This is a genomic window from Lachnospiraceae bacterium JLR.KK008 (genome assembly GCA_037015955.1).
GTDB lineage: Bacteria > Bacillota > Clostridia > Lachnospirales > Lachnospiraceae > VSOB01.
The window spans coordinates 2,501-20,181 of the sequence record CP143548.1; the positions used below are offsets into that span (position 1 = coordinate 2,501).

At 47.6% G+C, this 17,681-nt stretch carries 16 protein-coding genes, 7 tRNA genes and 1 rRNA gene; all 24 read left to right on the top strand.

Translation table 11 applies throughout. The features are described from left to right. Window positions 1–22: 22 nt before the first annotated feature. Window positions 23–196, top strand: a complete 174-nt coding sequence (locus V1224_00025) for a hypothetical protein (GenBank protein WWR15898.1) — start codon at window positions 23–25, stop codon at window positions 194–196. Continuing rightward, window positions 191–3,073: ribosomal RNA gene (locus V1224_00030) — 23S ribosomal RNA — on the top strand. Before V1224_00025 ends, V1224_00030 begins: the two co-directional genes overlap by 6 nt. A gap of 80 nt (window positions 3,074–3,153) precedes the next feature. Further along, a tRNA-Asp gene (locus V1224_00035) sits at window positions 3,154–3,227 on the top strand. A 22-nt stretch (window positions 3,228–3,249) separates the two neighbouring features. Then, window positions 3,250–3,322, top strand: a tRNA-Val gene (locus V1224_00040). Window positions 3,323–3,346: 24 nt separating this feature from the next. Further along, window positions 3,347–3,419 (top strand) — tRNA-Thr (locus V1224_00045). Window positions 3,420–3,422: 3 nt separating this feature from the next. Further along, window positions 3,423–3,504 (top strand) — tRNA-Tyr (locus V1224_00050). A 78-nt stretch (window positions 3,505–3,582) separates the two neighbouring features. After that, window positions 3,583–3,656, top strand: a tRNA-Met gene (locus V1224_00055). 7 nt (window positions 3,657–3,663) lie between these two features. Then, a tRNA-Phe gene (locus V1224_00060) sits at window positions 3,664–3,736 on the top strand. Window positions 3,737–3,789: 53 nt separating this feature from the next. Beyond that, window positions 3,790–3,862 (top strand) — tRNA-Lys (locus V1224_00065). A gap of 274 nt (window positions 3,863–4,136) precedes the next feature. After that, window positions 4,137–4,667: an ImmA/IrrE family metallo-endopeptidase gene (locus V1224_00070; protein WWR15899.1), complete on the top strand. Its 531-nt coding sequence runs from the start codon at window positions 4,137–4,139 to the stop codon at window positions 4,665–4,667. A 390-nt stretch (window positions 4,668–5,057) separates the two neighbouring features. Continuing rightward, window positions 5,058–5,642, top strand: coding sequence for a hydrolase (locus V1224_00075; protein ID WWR15900.1), 585 nt, complete (start codon window positions 5,058–5,060; stop codon window positions 5,640–5,642). A 73-nt stretch (window positions 5,643–5,715) separates the two neighbouring features. Next, entirely contained in the window at window positions 5,716–6,435 is a 720-nt protein-coding gene (locus V1224_00080; protein ID WWR17386.1) for a tRNA threonylcarbamoyladenosine dehydratase, read from the top strand. Window positions 6,436–6,528: 93 nt separating this feature from the next. Beyond that, window positions 6,529–8,229 (top strand): L,D-transpeptidase family protein, encoded by a 1,701-nt coding sequence (locus V1224_00085; protein ID WWR15901.1) that lies wholly within the window; start codon window positions 6,529–6,531, stop codon window positions 8,227–8,229. Window positions 8,230–8,306: 77 nt separating this feature from the next. Then, window positions 8,307–8,813: an HD domain-containing protein gene (locus V1224_00090; GenBank protein ID WWR15902.1), complete on the top strand. Its 507-nt coding sequence runs from the start codon at window positions 8,307–8,309 to the stop codon at window positions 8,811–8,813. Continuing rightward, the gene (locus tag V1224_00095) at window positions 8,776–10,317 is read left to right on the top strand and encodes an aminotransferase class V-fold PLP-dependent enzyme (GenBank protein ID WWR15903.1); all 1,542 of its coding nucleotides are present in this window, start codon (window positions 8,776–8,778) and stop codon (window positions 10,315–10,317) included. The genes V1224_00090 and V1224_00095 overlap by 38 nt, the downstream gene beginning before the upstream one ends. Beyond that, window positions 10,274–11,686 (top strand): pyruvate kinase, encoded by a 1,413-nt coding sequence (gene pyk, locus V1224_00100; GenBank protein WWR15904.1) that lies wholly within the window; start codon window positions 10,274–10,276, stop codon window positions 11,684–11,686. The genes V1224_00095 and pyk overlap by 44 nt, the downstream gene beginning before the upstream one ends. Window positions 11,687–11,695: 9 nt before the next feature. Then, window positions 11,696–12,283, top strand: coding sequence for a guanylate kinase (locus tag V1224_00105; GenBank protein ID WWR15905.1), 588 nt, complete (start codon window positions 11,696–11,698; stop codon window positions 12,281–12,283). Between the two features lie 5 nt (window positions 12,284–12,288). Beyond that, window positions 12,289–12,729, top strand: a complete 441-nt coding sequence (locus V1224_00110; GenBank protein ID WWR15906.1) for a YaaR family protein — start codon at window positions 12,289–12,291, stop codon at window positions 12,727–12,729. Window positions 12,730–12,751: 22 nt separating this feature from the next. Beyond that, a complete protein-coding gene (locus V1224_00115) occupies window positions 12,752–13,741 on the top strand; it encodes a DNA polymerase III subunit (protein WWR15907.1) in 990 nt (329 codons plus the stop codon). Between the two features lie 50 nt (window positions 13,742–13,791). Beyond that, the gene (locus tag V1224_00120) at window positions 13,792–14,700 is read left to right on the top strand and encodes a stage 0 sporulation family protein (protein WWR15908.1); all 909 of its coding nucleotides are present in this window, start codon (window positions 13,792–13,794) and stop codon (window positions 14,698–14,700) included. Next, entirely contained in the window at window positions 14,690–15,427 is a 738-nt protein-coding gene (locus V1224_00125; GenBank protein ID WWR15909.1) for a tRNA1(Val) (adenine(37)-N6)-methyltransferase, read from the top strand. Before V1224_00120 ends, V1224_00125 begins: the two co-directional genes overlap by 11 nt. A gap of 46 nt (window positions 15,428–15,473) precedes the next feature. Next, window positions 15,474–16,325, top strand: coding sequence for a 16S rRNA (cytidine(1402)-2'-O)-methyltransferase (gene rsmI, locus V1224_00130; GenBank protein ID WWR17387.1), 852 nt, complete (start codon window positions 15,474–15,476; stop codon window positions 16,323–16,325). A gap of 88 nt (window positions 16,326–16,413) precedes the next feature. Beyond that, complete coding sequence (gene acpP, locus V1224_00135; protein ID WWR15910.1) at window positions 16,414–16,647, top strand: acyl carrier protein; 234 nt, start codon at window positions 16,414–16,416, stop codon at window positions 16,645–16,647. Further along, on the top strand, window positions 16,648–17,571 hold the full coding sequence (gene fabK / locus V1224_00140) for an enoyl-[acyl-carrier-protein] reductase FabK (GenBank protein WWR15911.1): 924 nt from the start codon (window positions 16,648–16,650) through the stop codon (window positions 17,569–17,571). It abuts the gene before it with no gap. The last annotated feature ends 110 nt before the right edge of the window (window positions 17,572–17,681 follow it).

Consider the following 17,681-nt stretch of genomic DNA (forward strand, 5'->3'; position numbering starts at 1 on the left):
CATGTACCTTGAAAACCGAATATTGAAAGAATCAAACAGAAAGAAAAGAAGAGACATCCGAGGCATCATAGAAGCGGAAGAGGGAAGCGAGAGCGGAAACGGAAGCGGAAATGATGAAAAGAAAGAAACAAAGAAGCAACAAGAAAAGAAAGACTGTGTACGGCATAACGCTATATGCCGTAAGCAGAGAGGTTAAGCAAGAAAGAGCACAGGTTGGATGCCTTGGCACTAAGAGCCGATGAAAGACGTGATAAGCTGCGAAAAGCTGCGGGGAGTGGCAAATACACAAAGATCCGCAGATGTCTGAATGGGGAAACCCCCATGAGGAAGACTCATGGATCCGTATATGAATCAAATAGTATACGGAGGGGAACCCGGTGAAGTGAAACATCTAAGTAGCCGGAGGAAAAGAAAGAAACATCGATTTCCAAAGTAGCGGCGAGCGAAATGGAAGGAGCCCAAACCGCCATGCGAGCATGACGGGGTACGGACTGCAGAAAAGACTGATGCGTATAGCGGAACAGTTTTGGGAAAGCTGGCCAGAGAGGGTGAGAGCCCCGTAGGCGAAATACAAGTCAGGAAAGCAGGATCCAGAGTACTGCGAGACACGAGAAACCTTGCAGGAAGAAGCGGGGACCACCCCGTAAGGCTAAATACTCCTTAGTGACCGATAGAGGATAGTACTGTGAAGGAAAGGTGAAAAGGACCCCGGGAGGGGAGTGAAAGAGAACCTGAAAGCCTGTGTTTACAAGCTGTGGAACTACTATGAGAGAAGTAGGACCGCGTACTTTTTGTAGAACGGTCCGGCGAGTTGCGGCATCTGGCAAGGTTAAGCGCGAAAAGCGCGGAGCCGAAGGGAAACCAAGTCTTAAAAGGGCGGTAAAGTCAGATGATGCAGACCCGAAACCGGGTGATCTATCCATGTCCAGGCTGAAGGTGCCGTAAGAGGTAGTGGAGGGCCGAACCCACATCCGTTGAAAAGGGTGGGGATGAGGTGTGGATAGGGGAGAAATTCCAATCGAACCCGGAGATAGCTGGTTCTCCTCGAAATAGCTTTAGGGCTAGCCTCGTCTTAGTCTGCCGGAGGTAGAGCACTGAATTTCCTAGGGGGCGTCAAAGCTTACCGAAGAATATCAAACTGCGAATGCCGGAGAGATGATGGACGGGAGTCAGACTGCACGAGATAAGTTGGGTAGTCAAAAGGGAAAGAGCCCAGACCACCGGCTAAGGTCCCAAAGTGCGTGTTAAGTGGAAAAGGATGTGGGATTTCAAAGACAGCTAGGATGTTGGCTCAGAAGCAGCCATACATTGAAAGAGTGCGTAATAGCTCACTAGCCGAGAGGTCCTGCGCCGAAAATGTCCGGGGCTGAAACACGCCACCGAAGCTGTGGAACCGCAAGGTTGGTAGAGGAGCATTCCTGAAGGCGGCGAAGCTGTACCGAAAGGAGCAGTGGAGTGACAGGAAGAGAGAATGCCGGAATGAGTAGCGAGATGGAGGTGGGAATCCTCCAGGCCGAATATCTAAGGTTTCCAGGGTAAAGCTGATCTGCCCTGGGTAAGTCGGGACCTAAGGAGAGGTCGAGAGACGTATCCGATGGACAACAGGTAGAGATTCCTGTACTGCTGTGAGACAGAACATGTGGGGACGCATGTGGAAAGTAGAAGCCGGGAATGGGAAGCCCGGTGCAAGCGCAGGAGGCGCATGGGAGGCAAAACCCCCATGCAAGCTAGAGGCGTTAAGCGGAGCGAAAGAAAGTAGCGAAGGATATGAGCCATGTGCCAAGAAAAGCTGCTATGGCTCTCACAGTACCCGTACCGTAAACCGACACAGGTGGATGAGGAGAGAATCCTAAGGCCGGCGGGAGAAGCATTGTTAAGGAACTCGGCAAAATGACCCCGTAACTTCGGGAGAAGGGGTGCCACAGTGATGTGGCCGCAGAGAATAGGCTCAAGCAACTGTTTAGCAAAAACACAGGTCTATGCGAAACCGAAAGGTGAGGTATATGGGCTGACGCCTGCCCGGTGCTGGAAGGTTAAGAGGAGAAGTCAGGCAACGAAGCTTTGAATTTAAGCCCCAGTAAACGGCGGCCGTAACTATAACGGTCCTAAGGTAGCGAAATTCCTTGTCGGGTAAGTTCCGACCCGCACGAAAGGCGTAATGATTTGAGCGCTGTCTCAACAATGCACCCGGTGAAATTGAAGTGCCAGTGAAGATGCTGGCTACCTGCGCCAGGACGGAAAGACCCCATGGAGCTTTACTCCAGCTTGATACTGGGATTCGATGCTGTATGTACAGGATAGGTGGGAGGCTAAGAAGTGATGACGCCAGTTGTCACGGAGCCGATGTTGGGATACCACCCTTGCAGCATTGGGTTTCTAACCTGCGCCAGTGAGCCTGGCGGGGGACAATGTCTGGCGGGGAGTTTGACTGGGGCGGTCGCCTCCGAAAGGGTATCGGAGGCGCTCAAAGGTTCCCTCAGAATGGTCGGAAACCATTCGCAGAGTGCAAAGGCAGAAGGGAGCTTGACTGTGACACCGACGGGTGGAGCAGGTACGAAAGTAGGACTTAGTGATCCGGTGGTATAAAGTGGGATTGCCATCGCTCAACGGATAAAAGCTACCCTGGGGATAACAGGCTTATCACTCCCAAGAGTTCACATCGACGGAGTGGTTTGGCACCTCGATGTCGGCTCATCGCATCCTGGGGCTGTAGCAGGTCCCAAGGGTTGGGCTGTTCGCCCATTAAAGCGGTACGCGAGCTGGGTTCAGAACGTCGTGAGACAGTTCGGTCCCTATCCGGCGCAGGCGTAGGATATTTGAGAGGAGCTGTCCTTAGTACGAGAGGACCGGGATGGACGGACCGCTGGTGTACCTGTTGGGGACCAACCCCATGGCAGGGTAGCCAAGTCCGGCAGGGATAAACGCTGAAGGCATCTAAGCGTGAAGCCCCCCTCAAGATGAGATATCCCACGAAAGGTAAGACCCCTTAGAGAGAATGAGGTAGATAGGACGCAGGTGGGAGTGCAGCAATGCATGAAGCAGAGCGTTACTAATCGGTCGAGGGCTTAACCAAGGGAAGAAAGAAAAGGGATAGGAAGATGTTGTAAGTGATGATTTCAATGTTCGGTTTTCAGGGCACAAGCAATATTGTACGGCCCAGTGGCTCAGTTGGTTAGAGCGTCGCCCTGTCACGGCGAAGGTCGTCGGTTCGAGTCCGATCTGGGTCGTTTATTAATAAGAATTACATATGGGATCTTAGCTCAGCTGGGAGAGCATCTGCCTTACAAGCAGAGGGTCATAGGTTCGAGCCCTATAGGTCCCATTTTTATAGAGAAATAAGCATGATGCCGATGTGGCTCAATTGGCAGAGCAGCTGATTTGTAATCAGCAGGTTATCGGTTCGAGTCCGATCATCGGCTTATGGATGGATTCCCGAGTGGCCAAAGGGGACAGACTGTAAATCTGCTGCAAATTGCTTCGGTGGTTCGAATCCACCTCCATCCAGTTCACTTTTATGTATTGTATAAGTGAGACAAGGAAGTGCATAATATATTATGTGCTGACATATTTATAATTTTATAACGCGGGGTGGAGCAGTCTGGAAGCTCGTCGGGCTCATAACCCGAAGGTCATAGGTTCAAATCCTATCCCCGCTATTAAGATGCCCAGATAGCTCAGTTGGTAGAGCAGAGGACTGAAAATCCTCGTGTCACTGGTTCGATTCCGGTTCTGGGCATTTTGTGTTATTAATCTTTGGACAGGCTGCTTTGGTTTTATGCAGCAAAATAGGGGACACTAGCTCAGGTGGTAGAGCACTTGACTTTTAATCAAGTTGTCGGGGGTTCGAGCCCCCCGTGTCTCATGACTGTATTTATACAGTAATATGTCAAATGTCATAAATCATTTCTTTTATCGATAGTATATAGTTTGTAATTTCTAAGATATTTCAAGAGTTTTTAAAAATTCCCTGTTGAATTAACTGATAAAGATTCGAAAATGTTTTATTTTGATCTATACTTTAATGTCAGTATGGATTCCTATATAATTTATAAAATAGTCACGATCAGGGATTTATGTGTTATAATAAATTAAGAATATATATGTATGTTGTAATGGGAAAGGGGGGGGTGCTATTTATGAGGCAAAGTGAAGTAAAAAAGAGAGCAGAAGATTTTTGCATTCAAAATAACATCAAAACTTATCCGGTAGAAATTGTTCGTATATGTAATGAAAATGGACTGAAGGTATTTGAAGAATATTTGGATTCTGAAGTTTCTGGTTTGATTGTAGTTGATGAGAAAGTGTGGAAAAAATATAATACAAATAAATTTATACTTGTAAATCTTGCAGAGTTGGCAACTAGGAGGCGTTTTACTATTGCGCATGAATTGGCGCATTATATTCTTCATAGAAAAGGAAATAGTTTATATGCGCATAGAGATATGGTTTGTAATGATGTTTTTAAAAGTGGCATAGAGCAGGAGGCAAACTATTTTGCTGCAAATATATTGATGCCTGAAACATTAATAAACGAGAAGATAGAAGACTTAAAAAGTGGAACTTGGGGGAAATTACCTGATTTTGTTTTAGTACGTGAGATTGGGGATCATTTTGCTGTAAGTGAAACAGCAGCGGAGGTTAGGCTGAAACAGCTTGGATTAATTTAGGAGTATCGAATGGAAGACGAACAGTATAAATCTTTCAATTTTTGGGAAGGGTACAGTAACAGATTTAGGGATTATGGTTGTGAATATAGGAGGGATAATTTCAGCATTGGTGATTTTACCCAAAATAATCGCGCAACATTTGTTTCCGACAGATGAAGAAAGAAATATGCTTAAAATGGTCAGAAACATGCAGGATAATGATTCAAAGATACGAAATGTTTTATTCAGGAAGCAATATGACAATAAGTAAACAGTAGTTTCGACTGCTGTTTTATTATTTTGGCGCTTCTTATGTGTTCCGCTTGACAATAGCAGCCGGAAATAACATAATAATTTAAGCAAACAGTGCTGTGATGCGATAAAAATTACAGGAATTATGGGGAAGAGAAAATGAGAGAATCTATCAGCAGAGATGATGCTTTGGCATTGCTAAGAAAATACAATAAGGAGCCTTTTCATATTCAGCATGGGCTGACGGTGGAGGGTGTTATGAAATGGTATGCCAGAGAACTTGGATATGGAGAAGAGGCAGAATATTGGGGGATTGTCGGACTTTTGCATGATATAGACTTTGAAATGTATCCGCAGGAGCATTGCATAAAAGCACCGGAGCTTCTGAAAGAAGCAGGGATGGGGAACGACATGATTCATGCGGTGTGCAGCCATGGATATGGACTGACCGTCGATGTGCGGCCGGAACATGAGATGGAGAAAGTACTATTTGGTGCGGATGAGCTGACCGGTCTGATCTGGGCCGCTGCACTGATCCGGCCATCGAAGAGTGTACAGGACATGGAATTGAAATCATTGAAGAAGAAATATAAAACCGCCAGCTTTGCTGCAGGCTGTTCCAGAGAAGTCATAGAAAAAGGAGCTGAAATGCTGGGATGGGAGTTGAATACGCTTTTGGAAAAGACATTAAACGCTATGCGTTCGTGCGAAGGGGAAGTCGCTGAGGCAATGGAAACATTGTAAAAGGAATAATCAGTTTTCATAAAAGATATATTCAGTGTCATGGATATGTCAGATCATACGGGGAGACAGACAGATGCAGGAGCGGTTTTCGAGAACGGAATTATTGCTTGGCAAAGAAAAGATGGAACGTCTGCACCGGGCGAGGGTAGCGATATTTGGTATCGGCGGTGTGGGCGGTTATGTGGCGGAAGCGCTTGCAAGAAGCGGTGTAGGCACATTGGATTTGATCGATAATGACATAGTGTCGGTCAGCAATCTGAACAGACAGATCATAGCCACGGAAAAAACAATCGGAAAATATAAAGTGGATGTGGCTAAAGAAAGGATTCTGGACATCAATCCGCAGGCTCATGTCAATATCTGGAATGTTTTTTATCTGCCGGAAACTGCCGATCAGTTTGACTTCACGCAGTATGATTATGTAGCGGATGCTATCGATACGGTGAGTGGAAAGCTGGAACTGATCGAGCAGGCGCGGCGATCCGGGGTACCGATAATCAGCTCTATGGGCGCTGGCAATAAATTAAATCCGGCTTTGTTTCAGGTGGCAGATATTTCGGAGACAAGCGTCTGTCCTCTTGCACGTGTGATGCGCCGTGAGCTGAAAAACCGGGAAATTGATCATTTGAAAGTTGTGTATTCGACGGAAAAACCGGTAACGCCGGCTGGTATGATTGAGGATGCTAAGCAGAGACGGCAGACGCCAGGCAGTATCGCGTTTGTACCTGCTGTGGCAGGCTTGGTGATGGCAGGAGAGATCGTGAGAGATTTAACAGGGGACTGTACTGTGTAAAAATTCCAGTAATATTTTTCGGTATCTTATTGTTTTTGCAGCAGAAAGCATATAAAATAAATAAGAGAAAATATCATTACCGGGGGAGAAAGATTGAAAAAAGTAAGCGGAAAAAAGATCTATCTTTTTTGCGGGATTGCCGTGATCATTGCAGCTTTTATCAGTTATCTGGCGCTTTCGCTTTTTTTTATGGATCATTTTTATTTTGGCACGGTCATAGGGAATATTGACTGCAGCGGCAGGTCAGTGGAGGAAGTAAAGGCACTGATCACCGGTCGTGCGCAAAATTATACTTTAAGGATTGAAGGGCGGGAGGATGCGGAAGAAACGTTGTCTGCTTCCGACATTGGTCTGCAGTTTTTGACTGATGATACACCCGAGAGGATCATGGCGGCGCAAAACGGATTTGCATGGCTTTCCTTTCTCTGGAATGAGGGGAATGCTGGCGACATGCCGGTTGCCGTGAGTTATGAAGAATCGCTTTTGGATGACAGATTACAAAATATGTCCATCTTTCAGCAAAAAAATATGAGAAGTCCGCAAAACGCCTACATTGGCGAATACAGTAGTGAGAGCAAGAGTTATCCGATTGTGCAGGAAGATAAAGGAACTACGATCGACAGACAGGCGGCAAAAGAAGCGATTATCTCAGCGATCGAAAATATGGAGGGGACACTCAGTCTGGAGGAGGCTGACTGCTATATCAAACCGGAAGTAGGACAGAATGATGAAATGCTCAAAAAGTTTGACGACTGTCTGAACCGGTTCGTCTCAAGCAGAATCGTCTATGACTGGCATGGAATTGAAGAGATCGTGGACGGCGATGTGATACAGGAATGGTTGGAGATCGACAGAGACAAACGGATAGTTTCCATCAATGAAGAAGCTGTCCGCAATTACATAAACGAAATTTCGAAAAAAAATGATACCTTTGGGAAGACAAGGAAGTTTCGCACGAGTGAGGGAAAGGAGATTGATCTGAAACCGGGAAGCTATGGCTGGAGAGTTGACCGGGCGACGGAGACAGATCGACTGATCGGTCTTGTCCGCAGTGGATGGCAGGGCGACAGAGAACCGGAATATCTGTACACGGCTGCTGTGAAGGGAGAGGATGACATCGGAGATTCTTATGTGGAGATCAACCTGACGGCGCAGCATTTGTATTTATATGTGGAAGGGGAACTCATTACAGAGAGTGATTTTGTATCGGGAAATGTATCGAGAGGCTTTACGACACCGGACGGTGTGTATGGTCTGACCTACAAGACGCTGGATGCCACATTAAGAGGAGAAGGGTATGCGACTCCGGTCAAATATTGGATGCCTTTTAATGGCAATATCGGAATGCACGATGCGAAATGGAGGAAACAGTTCGGAGGAAACATTTATCTGCGAAACGGTTCTCATGGCTGTATCAATCTTCCGGCGGAAGAAGCCGAAAAAATATATGAGCAGGTGGAGAAGGGATTTCCTGTCATTTGCTATTCCGACGAAACTGCGGAAAAGGAAAAACGTAAAGGTGTGAAGAGCAGACCGAGTGCGACACCGGTTGAGAACGTGCCGGAAACCCCGGCTGTGAACCCGGGCGAAGCGCCAATCGTGAATTCGGGCGAGGCACCGGTCGTAAATCCGGGTGAAGCGCCGACCGTGAACCCGAGTGAGACTCCGGCTGTGAATCCGGGCGAAGCGCCGACCGTGAACCCGAGTGAGACTCCGCCTGTGAATCCGGGCGAAGCGCCGATTGTGAATCCGGTCGATGTGCCGGCGGGCGATCCAGCTGTGAGCACAGGATAAGATGCAGCCGGACCCGGCTGATAATACAGGCAGCAATTATAATAATCAATAGCCATACAGGCATAACAGCTTGATTTATGGAGGCAGAGATGACGAAGTGCGGCGATTTGATCAAGAAAAATGGCATCGATATTTTGAATTCTAAACATCACAAACAGACAAGGCAGGATATTCAGCATGGGAACATGTCAGTCAGACAACATGAAATTAATGTGGCGAGGTACAGTCTGCTGATCAGTGAGAAACTGGGGATCACCTGCAACAGACGTGCGCTTGTGCGTGGCGCGCTGCTCCACGATTTTTTCCGTTATGACTGGCATGACCGGGAGCACAGTAATCTGCTGCGGCTTCATGGACTGTATCATCCGGGCATAGCCCTGAAAAATGCAGAACAGGAATTTGAGCTGTCCGATGTGGAAAAAGAAATTATCAGAAAGCATATGTGGCCGTTGACGGTAGTCCCTCCATTATGCAGGGAAGCATGGATCGTATCGGCGGCAGATAAATATTGTTCGTTGATGGAGACGATACGCTTACACAGGAAAAATGACAGAAAAAACAGCAGAAAACACCAGGCAAGATAAATCGAGGCATTTGTATGAAAAATTAAGACAGCTTAAAAATTCATCTGTATACCCTTGCCATATGCCGGGGCATAAACGAAATATGACAAACTATCCCATGAGGGAATACTATGGACTCGATATTACAGAGATTGATGGGTTTGATAATCTGCACAATCCACAGGGGATTCTGAAAGAAACGATGACACGGGCGGGCAGTTTATATGGAGCGGAGACATATCTGCTCGTCAATGGCAGTACCGGTGGGATACTGAGCGCTGTCTCTGCTGCAGTCCGCAGAGGCGATATGTTGCTGATGGCGAGAAACAGTCACAGAGCGGCTTATCATGCCATATATTTAAACGATTGTAAAGTAAAGTATATTTTTCCGTCTTTTTTGGAAGCATATGGAATATGTGGGGATGTTTCGGCCCAGCAGGTAGATAAGATGCTGACGGAAAATCCACAGGTCAGGGCTGTCTTGCTCACATCGCCGACATATGACGGAGTCGTGTCCGATGTAAAAGCAATCGCAGCATGTGCGCACAGACGAGGGATACCCGTAATCGTGGATGCGGCGCATGGTGCACACTTTCTGCTGGATGGGTTTCCGGCCAGCGCGGTGGACTGCGGGGCAGATCTGGTCATTCACAGCATTCATAAGACATTACCGGCATTGACACAGACGGCGCTCGTGCATGTGCAGGGAAATCTGATTGACAGGGAAAGACTTCGGTGGCTTTTAACGGTCTATCAGACGAGCAGTCCGTCTTATCTTTTGCTGGCAGGAATTGAACAGTGTATTTCCATTCTGGAAGAAGAAGGGAGTGCTCTGTCCAGACAATTTTTTGAAAATAATAAATTATTTGAACAAAATATACAAAACCTTAAATATCTGCGGGTCTTTGGTGTAAATATGAGAAACACTCCGGCTGCAGAAAGAGCTTGGAATATGAGTTGTAATAGAGAGTTATTTGATTTCGACGTGGGAAAAAAAGTAATTTCCGCAAGAGGGAGCGGCATGTCGGGTCAGGCTTTGTACCATAAGCTTCTGGAAAAATATGGAATCCAGATGGAGATGGCGGGTCAGGATTATGTGACAGCTATTATGACGGTGATGGACCGCAGAGAGGGATTTTTGCGGCTGGCGGATGCGCTGGCTGATATTGACAGCCGTATGGGTGCGGTATCACCGGTTTCCTGTACGGACCGGGCAAAGCGGATGAACGTGCCGCAGACTGTATTTGAGATTGGCGCTGCTCTGGAAATGGAGCGGGAGACAAAGCGGCTTGAAGATTGTGAGGGCGAAGTGGCGGCGCAGTTTATTCAGATCTACCCGCCAGGCATACCACTGATTGTCCCAGGGGAGCGGTTTACAGGAGAGATCATCGATCTGCTGCTTGAGTACAGGCAGCAGGGGTTTCAAATAGAAGGCATGAGAGAACAGGCAAAAAAAGCAGATGTGGTCAGAAAGGAGATCTATGCGCAAGACGAAAATTATTTGTACGATAGGGCCGGCATGTGAGAGTGAAGAGAAGATGCGGGAACTGATAAAAGCGGGAATGAACGTGGCAAGGTTTAATTTTTCCCACGGAACCCATGAAGAACATAAAGTCAAATTTGGCAGGATCATAAAAGTCAGCGGGGAACTGGGGATGCCGGTTGCCACTTTACTTGATACAAAAGGACCAGAAATCCGTCTGCGTGATTTTAAGGGTGGGAAAGTACAGCTCACTGCGGGACAGGAGTTTATTCTGACGACAGAGGAGATAGACGGAGACGAGAAAAGAGCGTCTATTACTTATAAAAATCTCAAAAACGACGTACAGGCAGGCTCTGTCGTGTTGATTGATGACGGAAAGATTGAGATGGAAGTCAAAGAGATCAACGGTGAGGACATTATATGCGTCGTCAAGAACGGCGGAGCAGTCTCCAACCATAAAGGGATCAATGTGCCGGGCACGGAATTGTCGATGCCATATATCAGTGACGTGGACAGGGAAGATATTTTATTCGGGATACAGATGGGCTTTGACTTTATTGCCGCTTCTTTTGTGCGGACAAAAGAAGATATTCTGGAGATCCGAAAGATTCTGGAAGAAAACAAAAGTCCGATCAAGATCATCGCAAAGATCGAAAGTCTGCAGGGGATTCGCAATCTGGAAGGGATTCTCTCTGTCTCCGACGGAATCATGGTGGCAAGAGGCGACATGGGTGTGGAACTTCCACTGGAGGAAGTGCCGATTATACAGAAAAAGATGATTAAAATGGCGGTAGCGTCAGGGAAACATGTCATTACGGCGACGCAAATGTTGGAGTCCATGATACAAAACCCGCGCCCGACGAGAGCGGAGACGAACGATGTGGCCAATGCGATCTATGATGGTTCTACGGCGATCATGCTTTCAGGTGAAAGCGCTGCGGGAAAATATCCGGCAGAGGCCGTGGAGACGATGGCGAGAATCGCGGAGCGAACGGAAGAAGTGATCGACTATAATGGCAGAATGTTACGCAAAACACCGAGAAATCTCGAAGATGTGACAACAGCGATCTCTTACGCGACCTGTACGACAGCAATGCACCTGAATGCGGAAGCAATCATTACTGTGACGATGTCAGGATTTACGGCGGGAATGGTCTCCCGATATAAGCCGAATTGTCAGATTATTGCCTGCAGCGTAAATCCGCGGGTATGCAGGCAGATGGCGCTTTTATGGGGCGTAACGCCTATACTGATGGAGAAGGAAGATAATACAAAAGATCTGTTTGACGAGGCGATTCATCTTGCGAAAAAGCAGGAACTCATTCATAATGGTAATACGGTAGTATTGACGGCGGGAGTTCCGCTCGGGGAATCCGGAAAGACCAATATGATACAGGTGCTGGAAGCGTAGAGGAATAGAATGGGCAAGATCTTTTATATCATGGGGAAAAGCTCCACTGGCAAGGATACGATTTATAAACGGCTTCTGGAGCATCCGGGCAACACGCTGCGTACGATTGTTATGTACACGACCCGGCCGATTCGCGAGGATGAGCGGGATGGTGTGGAATACTTTTTTGTAGATGAGAAGAGGCAGAATGAGCTGTCGGCAGCAGGAAAGATCATTGAACTGCGATCCTATCATACGTTTCATGGAATATGGAGCTATTTTACCGTAAAGGACGATCAGATTGATCTGGAGCACAATGACTATCTGATGATTGGTACATTGGAGTCTTATATGATGACACGGACATATTTTGGCAGGGAAAGCCTTGTTCCGATCATGATAGAATTAGACGACGGGGTACGGCTGCAGCGGGCGCTTGACAGAGAGAAGCTCCAGAAGCCGCCCCGCTATCAGGAGCTTTGCAGACGGTATCTGGCGGATGAGGAAGATTTTTCAGAGGAAAAGATAGCCGCAGTGGAAATAGAGAAGCGTTTTTATAATGATGACCTGGAGAGATGTCTTACGGAGATTCTCTCCTACATAGAAAAGCGGAGGTAGTCTGAATGGATATGAAAGTCAATTCACTGTCTCAGCCCGCACCGGTAGAGCAGGTACAGCAGCCGCAGGAGAGCGACGGAACATTTAAGTTTACTTTGACGAGCCGCATTGAGGAGGCCGGACTTCAGGAACGACTCAATACGATGATGCAGGAGATCACGATGCAGGGCAATAAAATTGCCAAGCATATGGATGTGCGGGATATGAAGCGTTACCGCGGTATGATCAAGAGTTTTATGAATGAAGTTGTAAGCCGTTCGCACTCGTTTTCCAGAGAAAATTTTCTGGATCGACGAGGCAGGCACAGGGTATACGGGATTATCCGGCTTGTAGATGAAACGCTGGATGAACTGGCACAGGAATTAGTAAAGGACGAGAAGGATCATATCGCGATTCTCGGCAAGATCGGGGAGATCAGGGGTCTGCTGCTGGATATATTTACATAAGACAGCGGGGAAAGGAACTATCGTGGCAAAATTTTCGGATATTATCGGACAGGAGCAGTTAAAAGAGCATTTACAAAATGCGATCAGGGCAAATAAAGTGTCCCACGCCTATATTATCAATGGGGAGAGATGCGCCGGGAAAGAATTTATCGCGGGCATTTTCGCGATGGCGCTTCAATGTGAAAAGGAAGAAGCGGAGCCCTGCCAGGAATGTCATTCGTGCAGACAGGCAATGTCGAAAAGTCAGCCGGATATTATAAGAATCGTACATGAGAAGCCAAACACGATCGGCGTGGAAGACATCAGGAAGCAGATCACCGGCGATATGGGAATCAAGCCCTATAGCAGTCCACGGAAGATCTATATTATCAATGAAGGCGAGAAGATGACTATACAGGCACAGAATGCGCTGCTCAAGACATTGGAGGAGCCGCCGGAATATGGGGTGATACTGATTCTGACCGCCAATGTAAACATGTTGCTTCCCACGATCGTGAGCCGCTGTGTCGTCCTGCATATGAGGCCGGTCGAGGACAGGCTTGTAAAAAAGTACCTTATGGAAGACTTACATATTCCGGACTACAAAGCCGACATATGTGTCGCTTTTGCCAGAGGTAATATCGGCAGAGCGAAGCTGCTTGCCAGCAACGAGGAATTTGACAATATCCGGGAGGAAGCCGTCACGCTGATGAAATATATCGGGGAGATGGAGATCAATGAGATCGCGGCTGCGATCAAAAAGATAAGCGAGTACAAACTGGAAATCAATGATTATCTGGACATCATATCGATTTGGTACCGGGATGTCCTGTTATTCAAAGCGACGAATGATGCTAATCATCTGATATTCAAAGAAGAAATACAGTTTATTAAAAAAGCAGCAGGGAAAAGTGATTACGAGGGCATTGAGACGATACTGAAAGCTCTGGAAAGGGCAAAGAGCCGTCTGAGCGCCAATGTTGGCTTTGACCTGACGATGGAGCTTCTGCTGATGACGATAAAAGAAAACTGACAGCGAATCCGGCTGTCGGAGGGCAGGAGCGCCACTGGAGGTAAATAGAAATGATAAAAGTAATAGGAGTCAGATTTCGCACGGCGGGTAAAATTTACTATTTCGATCCGGCGAAATTCCAGATTAAAAAAGGCGATTATGTCATTGTAGAGACTGCCCGTGGGGTAGAGTTTGGCACGGTCGTCAGCAATATTAAGGAAGTAGAAGACGACAAAGTCATTCAACCGTTAAAACCGGTGCTGCGAATTGCCAATGAAAGAGATCTGGAGCAGGAGCAGGGGAATAAAGTAAAAGAAAAGGAAGCCTTTCAGATCTGTCTGGAGAAAATTAAAAAGCACAACCTGGAGATGAAGCTGATCGACGCGGAATATACGTTTGACAATAACAAAGTATTGTTTTACTTTACCGCAGACGGACGGATTGACTTCCGGGAACTTGTCAAGGATCTGGCATCCGTATTTAAGACAAGGATCGAGCTGCGGCAGATCGGAGTCAGAGATGAGACGAAGATCATCGGCGGTATGGGCATCTGTGGGAGGACTCTCTGTTGTCATGCGCATCTGTCCGAATTTGTACCTGTTTCCATCAAAATGGCCAAGGAACAGAATCTCTCACTCAATCCGACGAAAATATCCGGTGTCTGTGGCAGACTGATGTGCTGTCTCAAACATGAGGAAGAGACTTATGAGGAGCTGAACAGGAAACTGCCCAATATCGGAGACTATGTGACGACAGACGACGGGCTCAAGGGCGAGGTATCCAGTGTCAATGTACTGCGGCAGCTCGTGAAGGTGCTTGTAACGGTGGATGATGAGAAAGAGATCCGCGAATATAAAGTGGAGCAGTTAAAATTCCGCAGACGGCACAATAAGCGCAACAAAATAGAAGTGGATGCGGAGTTGAAAGAACTGGAGAAGCTGGAAAAACAGGAAGGAACATCAAAACTGGATGACAACTGAGTTAAAGGCGGGAGAACGTCTGGACGATCTGCAGAGAAATAATCTGCAGATCATTCAAAATCCGCATCAATTCTGTTTTGGCATGGATGCGGTACTTCTGTCCGGTTATGTGAAAGCCGGTTGCGAAGACCGGGTGCTGGACCTTGGTACGGGCACGGGTATTATACCGATCCTGTTATCGGCAAAGACACAGGCACAGCATCTGACAGGTCTGGAGATCCAGGATGAGAGTGTGGATATGGCGAGACGGAGTGTGCGGCTGAATGGTCTGGAAGCAAGGATCAAGATCGTACATGGAGACATCAAAGAGGCTTCGTCTATATTTGGGGCTGCTTCCTATGATGTGGTTACATGCAATCCGCCTTATATGATCCGTCAGCACGGCCTGCAAAACGCGGATGGTCCGAAAGCGATCGCCAGGCATGAGATTCTGTGTACCTTTGAAGACGTGGCGCGGGAGGCGGCGAAAGTGCTGAAGCCGGGAGGCAAATTTTATCTGGTACACAGGCCATTCCGGCTGGCGGAGATTGTCTCTACACTGATCGCCCATAAACTGGAACCGAAACGGCTCCGGCTTGTCTATCCGTTTGTGGACAAAGAGCCCAATATGCTGCTGCTTGAGGCGATCCGGGGAGGAAATTCCCGGATGACGGTGGAGAGACCGCTGATCATCTACAGCGAACCGGGGGTATATACGCCGGAAATATATGAGAGATACGGATATTAAGAATAAGGGAAGTCAGGAGCAGATCAGGCTGTCCCATGGAGACGATATGTGCGGAAAGTTATTGCTGTGCGCGACACCGATCGGCAACTTACAGGATATGACGCCGAGGGTCATCGAAGCGCTTGAAGGGGCGGATCTGATCGCGGCGGAGGACACACGCAACAGTGTGAAGCTGCTCAATCATTTTCACATTGCGACGCCGATGACAAGCTATCATGAATACAATAAAATAGAAAAAGGACGTTATCTGATCGGGTGTATGAAGGACGGCAAGACGGTAGCGCTGATCACAGACGCAGGTACCCCTGCCATCTCAGACCCGGGGGAGCTGCTGGTACGGATGTGCCAGGAGGAACAGATACCGGTCACATCTCTGCCGGGGCCGGCGGCCTGTATCACGGCGCTCACGTTATCGGGCCTGTCTACGAGAAGGTTTTGCTTTGAAGGATTTCTTCCGTCCGACAAAAAAGAAAAAAGGCAGATATTGGAAGAGCTTCGGGAGGAGGCCAGAACGATCATTATTTATGAGGCGCCGCACCGTCTCGTGCGAACGCTCGGAGAACTGCTGGAGACGCTCGGACAGAGACGGCTGACATTGTGCAGAGAATTAACCAAAAAGTTCGAGACAGTCATTCCCACGACGTTGGAAGAAGCGCTCTCTTTGTATGAAACACAGGAGCCACGGGGAGAATATGTGCTGGTACTGGAAGGAAAGAGCCGCACGGAACGGGAGCGGGAGAGCAGAGAGGGCTGGCAGCAGGTTACGCTGGAGGATCATATGAGACTCTATGAAGAAAAAGGTGTTGACCGCAAAGAGGCGATGAAGCTGGTAGCGGCGGACCGGGGAATTTCCAGAAGAGAAGTGTACCGATATTTTGTCGATCATAAAAATAGTTGACGAAAATAGTTGACAAAAGTATGTGTGGAACATATACTTTGAATGTCAAACTATTTCAATATATAAAAAATAAAAAGGAGATTAAGTTATGTTAGAAAGAGTAAAAGAAATCATTCAGGAACAGTTAAATTTGGACGGAGTTGAGATTACTGAAGAATCTTCTTTTAAAGACGATCTGGGCGCAGACTCTCTTGATCTGTTTGAGCTTGTGATGGCGTTTGAGGAAGAGTATGGAATCGAGATCCCTTCCGAAGACCTGGAGCAGATCACTACAGTTGGTGCTGTCATTGAATATATGAAGAGTAAGGGCGTTGAAGCATAAATGAAAACAAGGGTAACAGAATTACTGGGAATCGAATATCCCATTATCCAGGGCGGAATGGCATGGGTAGCGGAACATAATCTGGCAGCCGCTGTGTCGGAAGCCGGAGGATTGGGACTGATCGGCGCCGGTGGGGCGCCGGCAGACTTTATCAGAGATCAGATCCGACAGGTGAGAGCGGTTACGAACAAACCGGTTGGTGTGAATCTGATGTTGATGAATCCGGAGGCGGATGCGATCGCACAGATTATCGTGGATGAAGGTGTGGAAGTCGTCACGACTGGCGCAGGCAATCCGGGAAAATATATGTCCATGTGGAAAGAGGCCGGGGTAAAAGTCATTCCCGTAGTGGCCAGTGTGGCGATGGCAAAGATGATGGCGCGTGGCGGGGCAGACGCTGTGGTGGCGGAAGGCATGGAGTCTGGCGGTCATATCGGATCGGCAACGACGATGACACTGGTACCACAGGTTGTGGATGCAGTGAGCATTCCGGTCATTGCAGCCGGCGGAATCGCAGACGGCAGAGGATTTGCGGCCGCTATGATGCTGGGGGCGGAAGCGGTCCAGATGGGGACACGCTTTGTTGTGGCAAAAGAATCCATTGTCCATGAAAATTATAAGAAAAAACTTATTGGAGCCAAAGATATTGATTCGGAAGTTACGGGCATGAGTCACGGGCATCCGGTTCGTCAGCTTCGCAATAATATGACGAGAGAATATCTGAAATTGGAGAAGTCCGGCGCTTCTTTTGAAGATCTGGAAAAACTTACGCTGGGATCTCTGCGCAAGGCAGTGGTAGAGGGCGATACGGTCAATGGTACTTTGATGGCAGGACAGATCGCGGGACTTGTAAAAAAAGAGCAGACATGCAGTGAAATGATCCGGGAGATCATGGCAGAGGCAGAGAAACTGCTGACACGGTAAGAGAAACAACAATGGGTGAAATACATAGGGGGTCATCACAGACCTCCAATTTCACATATTAATACTTTGAAAATCAAAGTAAAATTTGGATAGTTGAGAAGGAGCAGGGT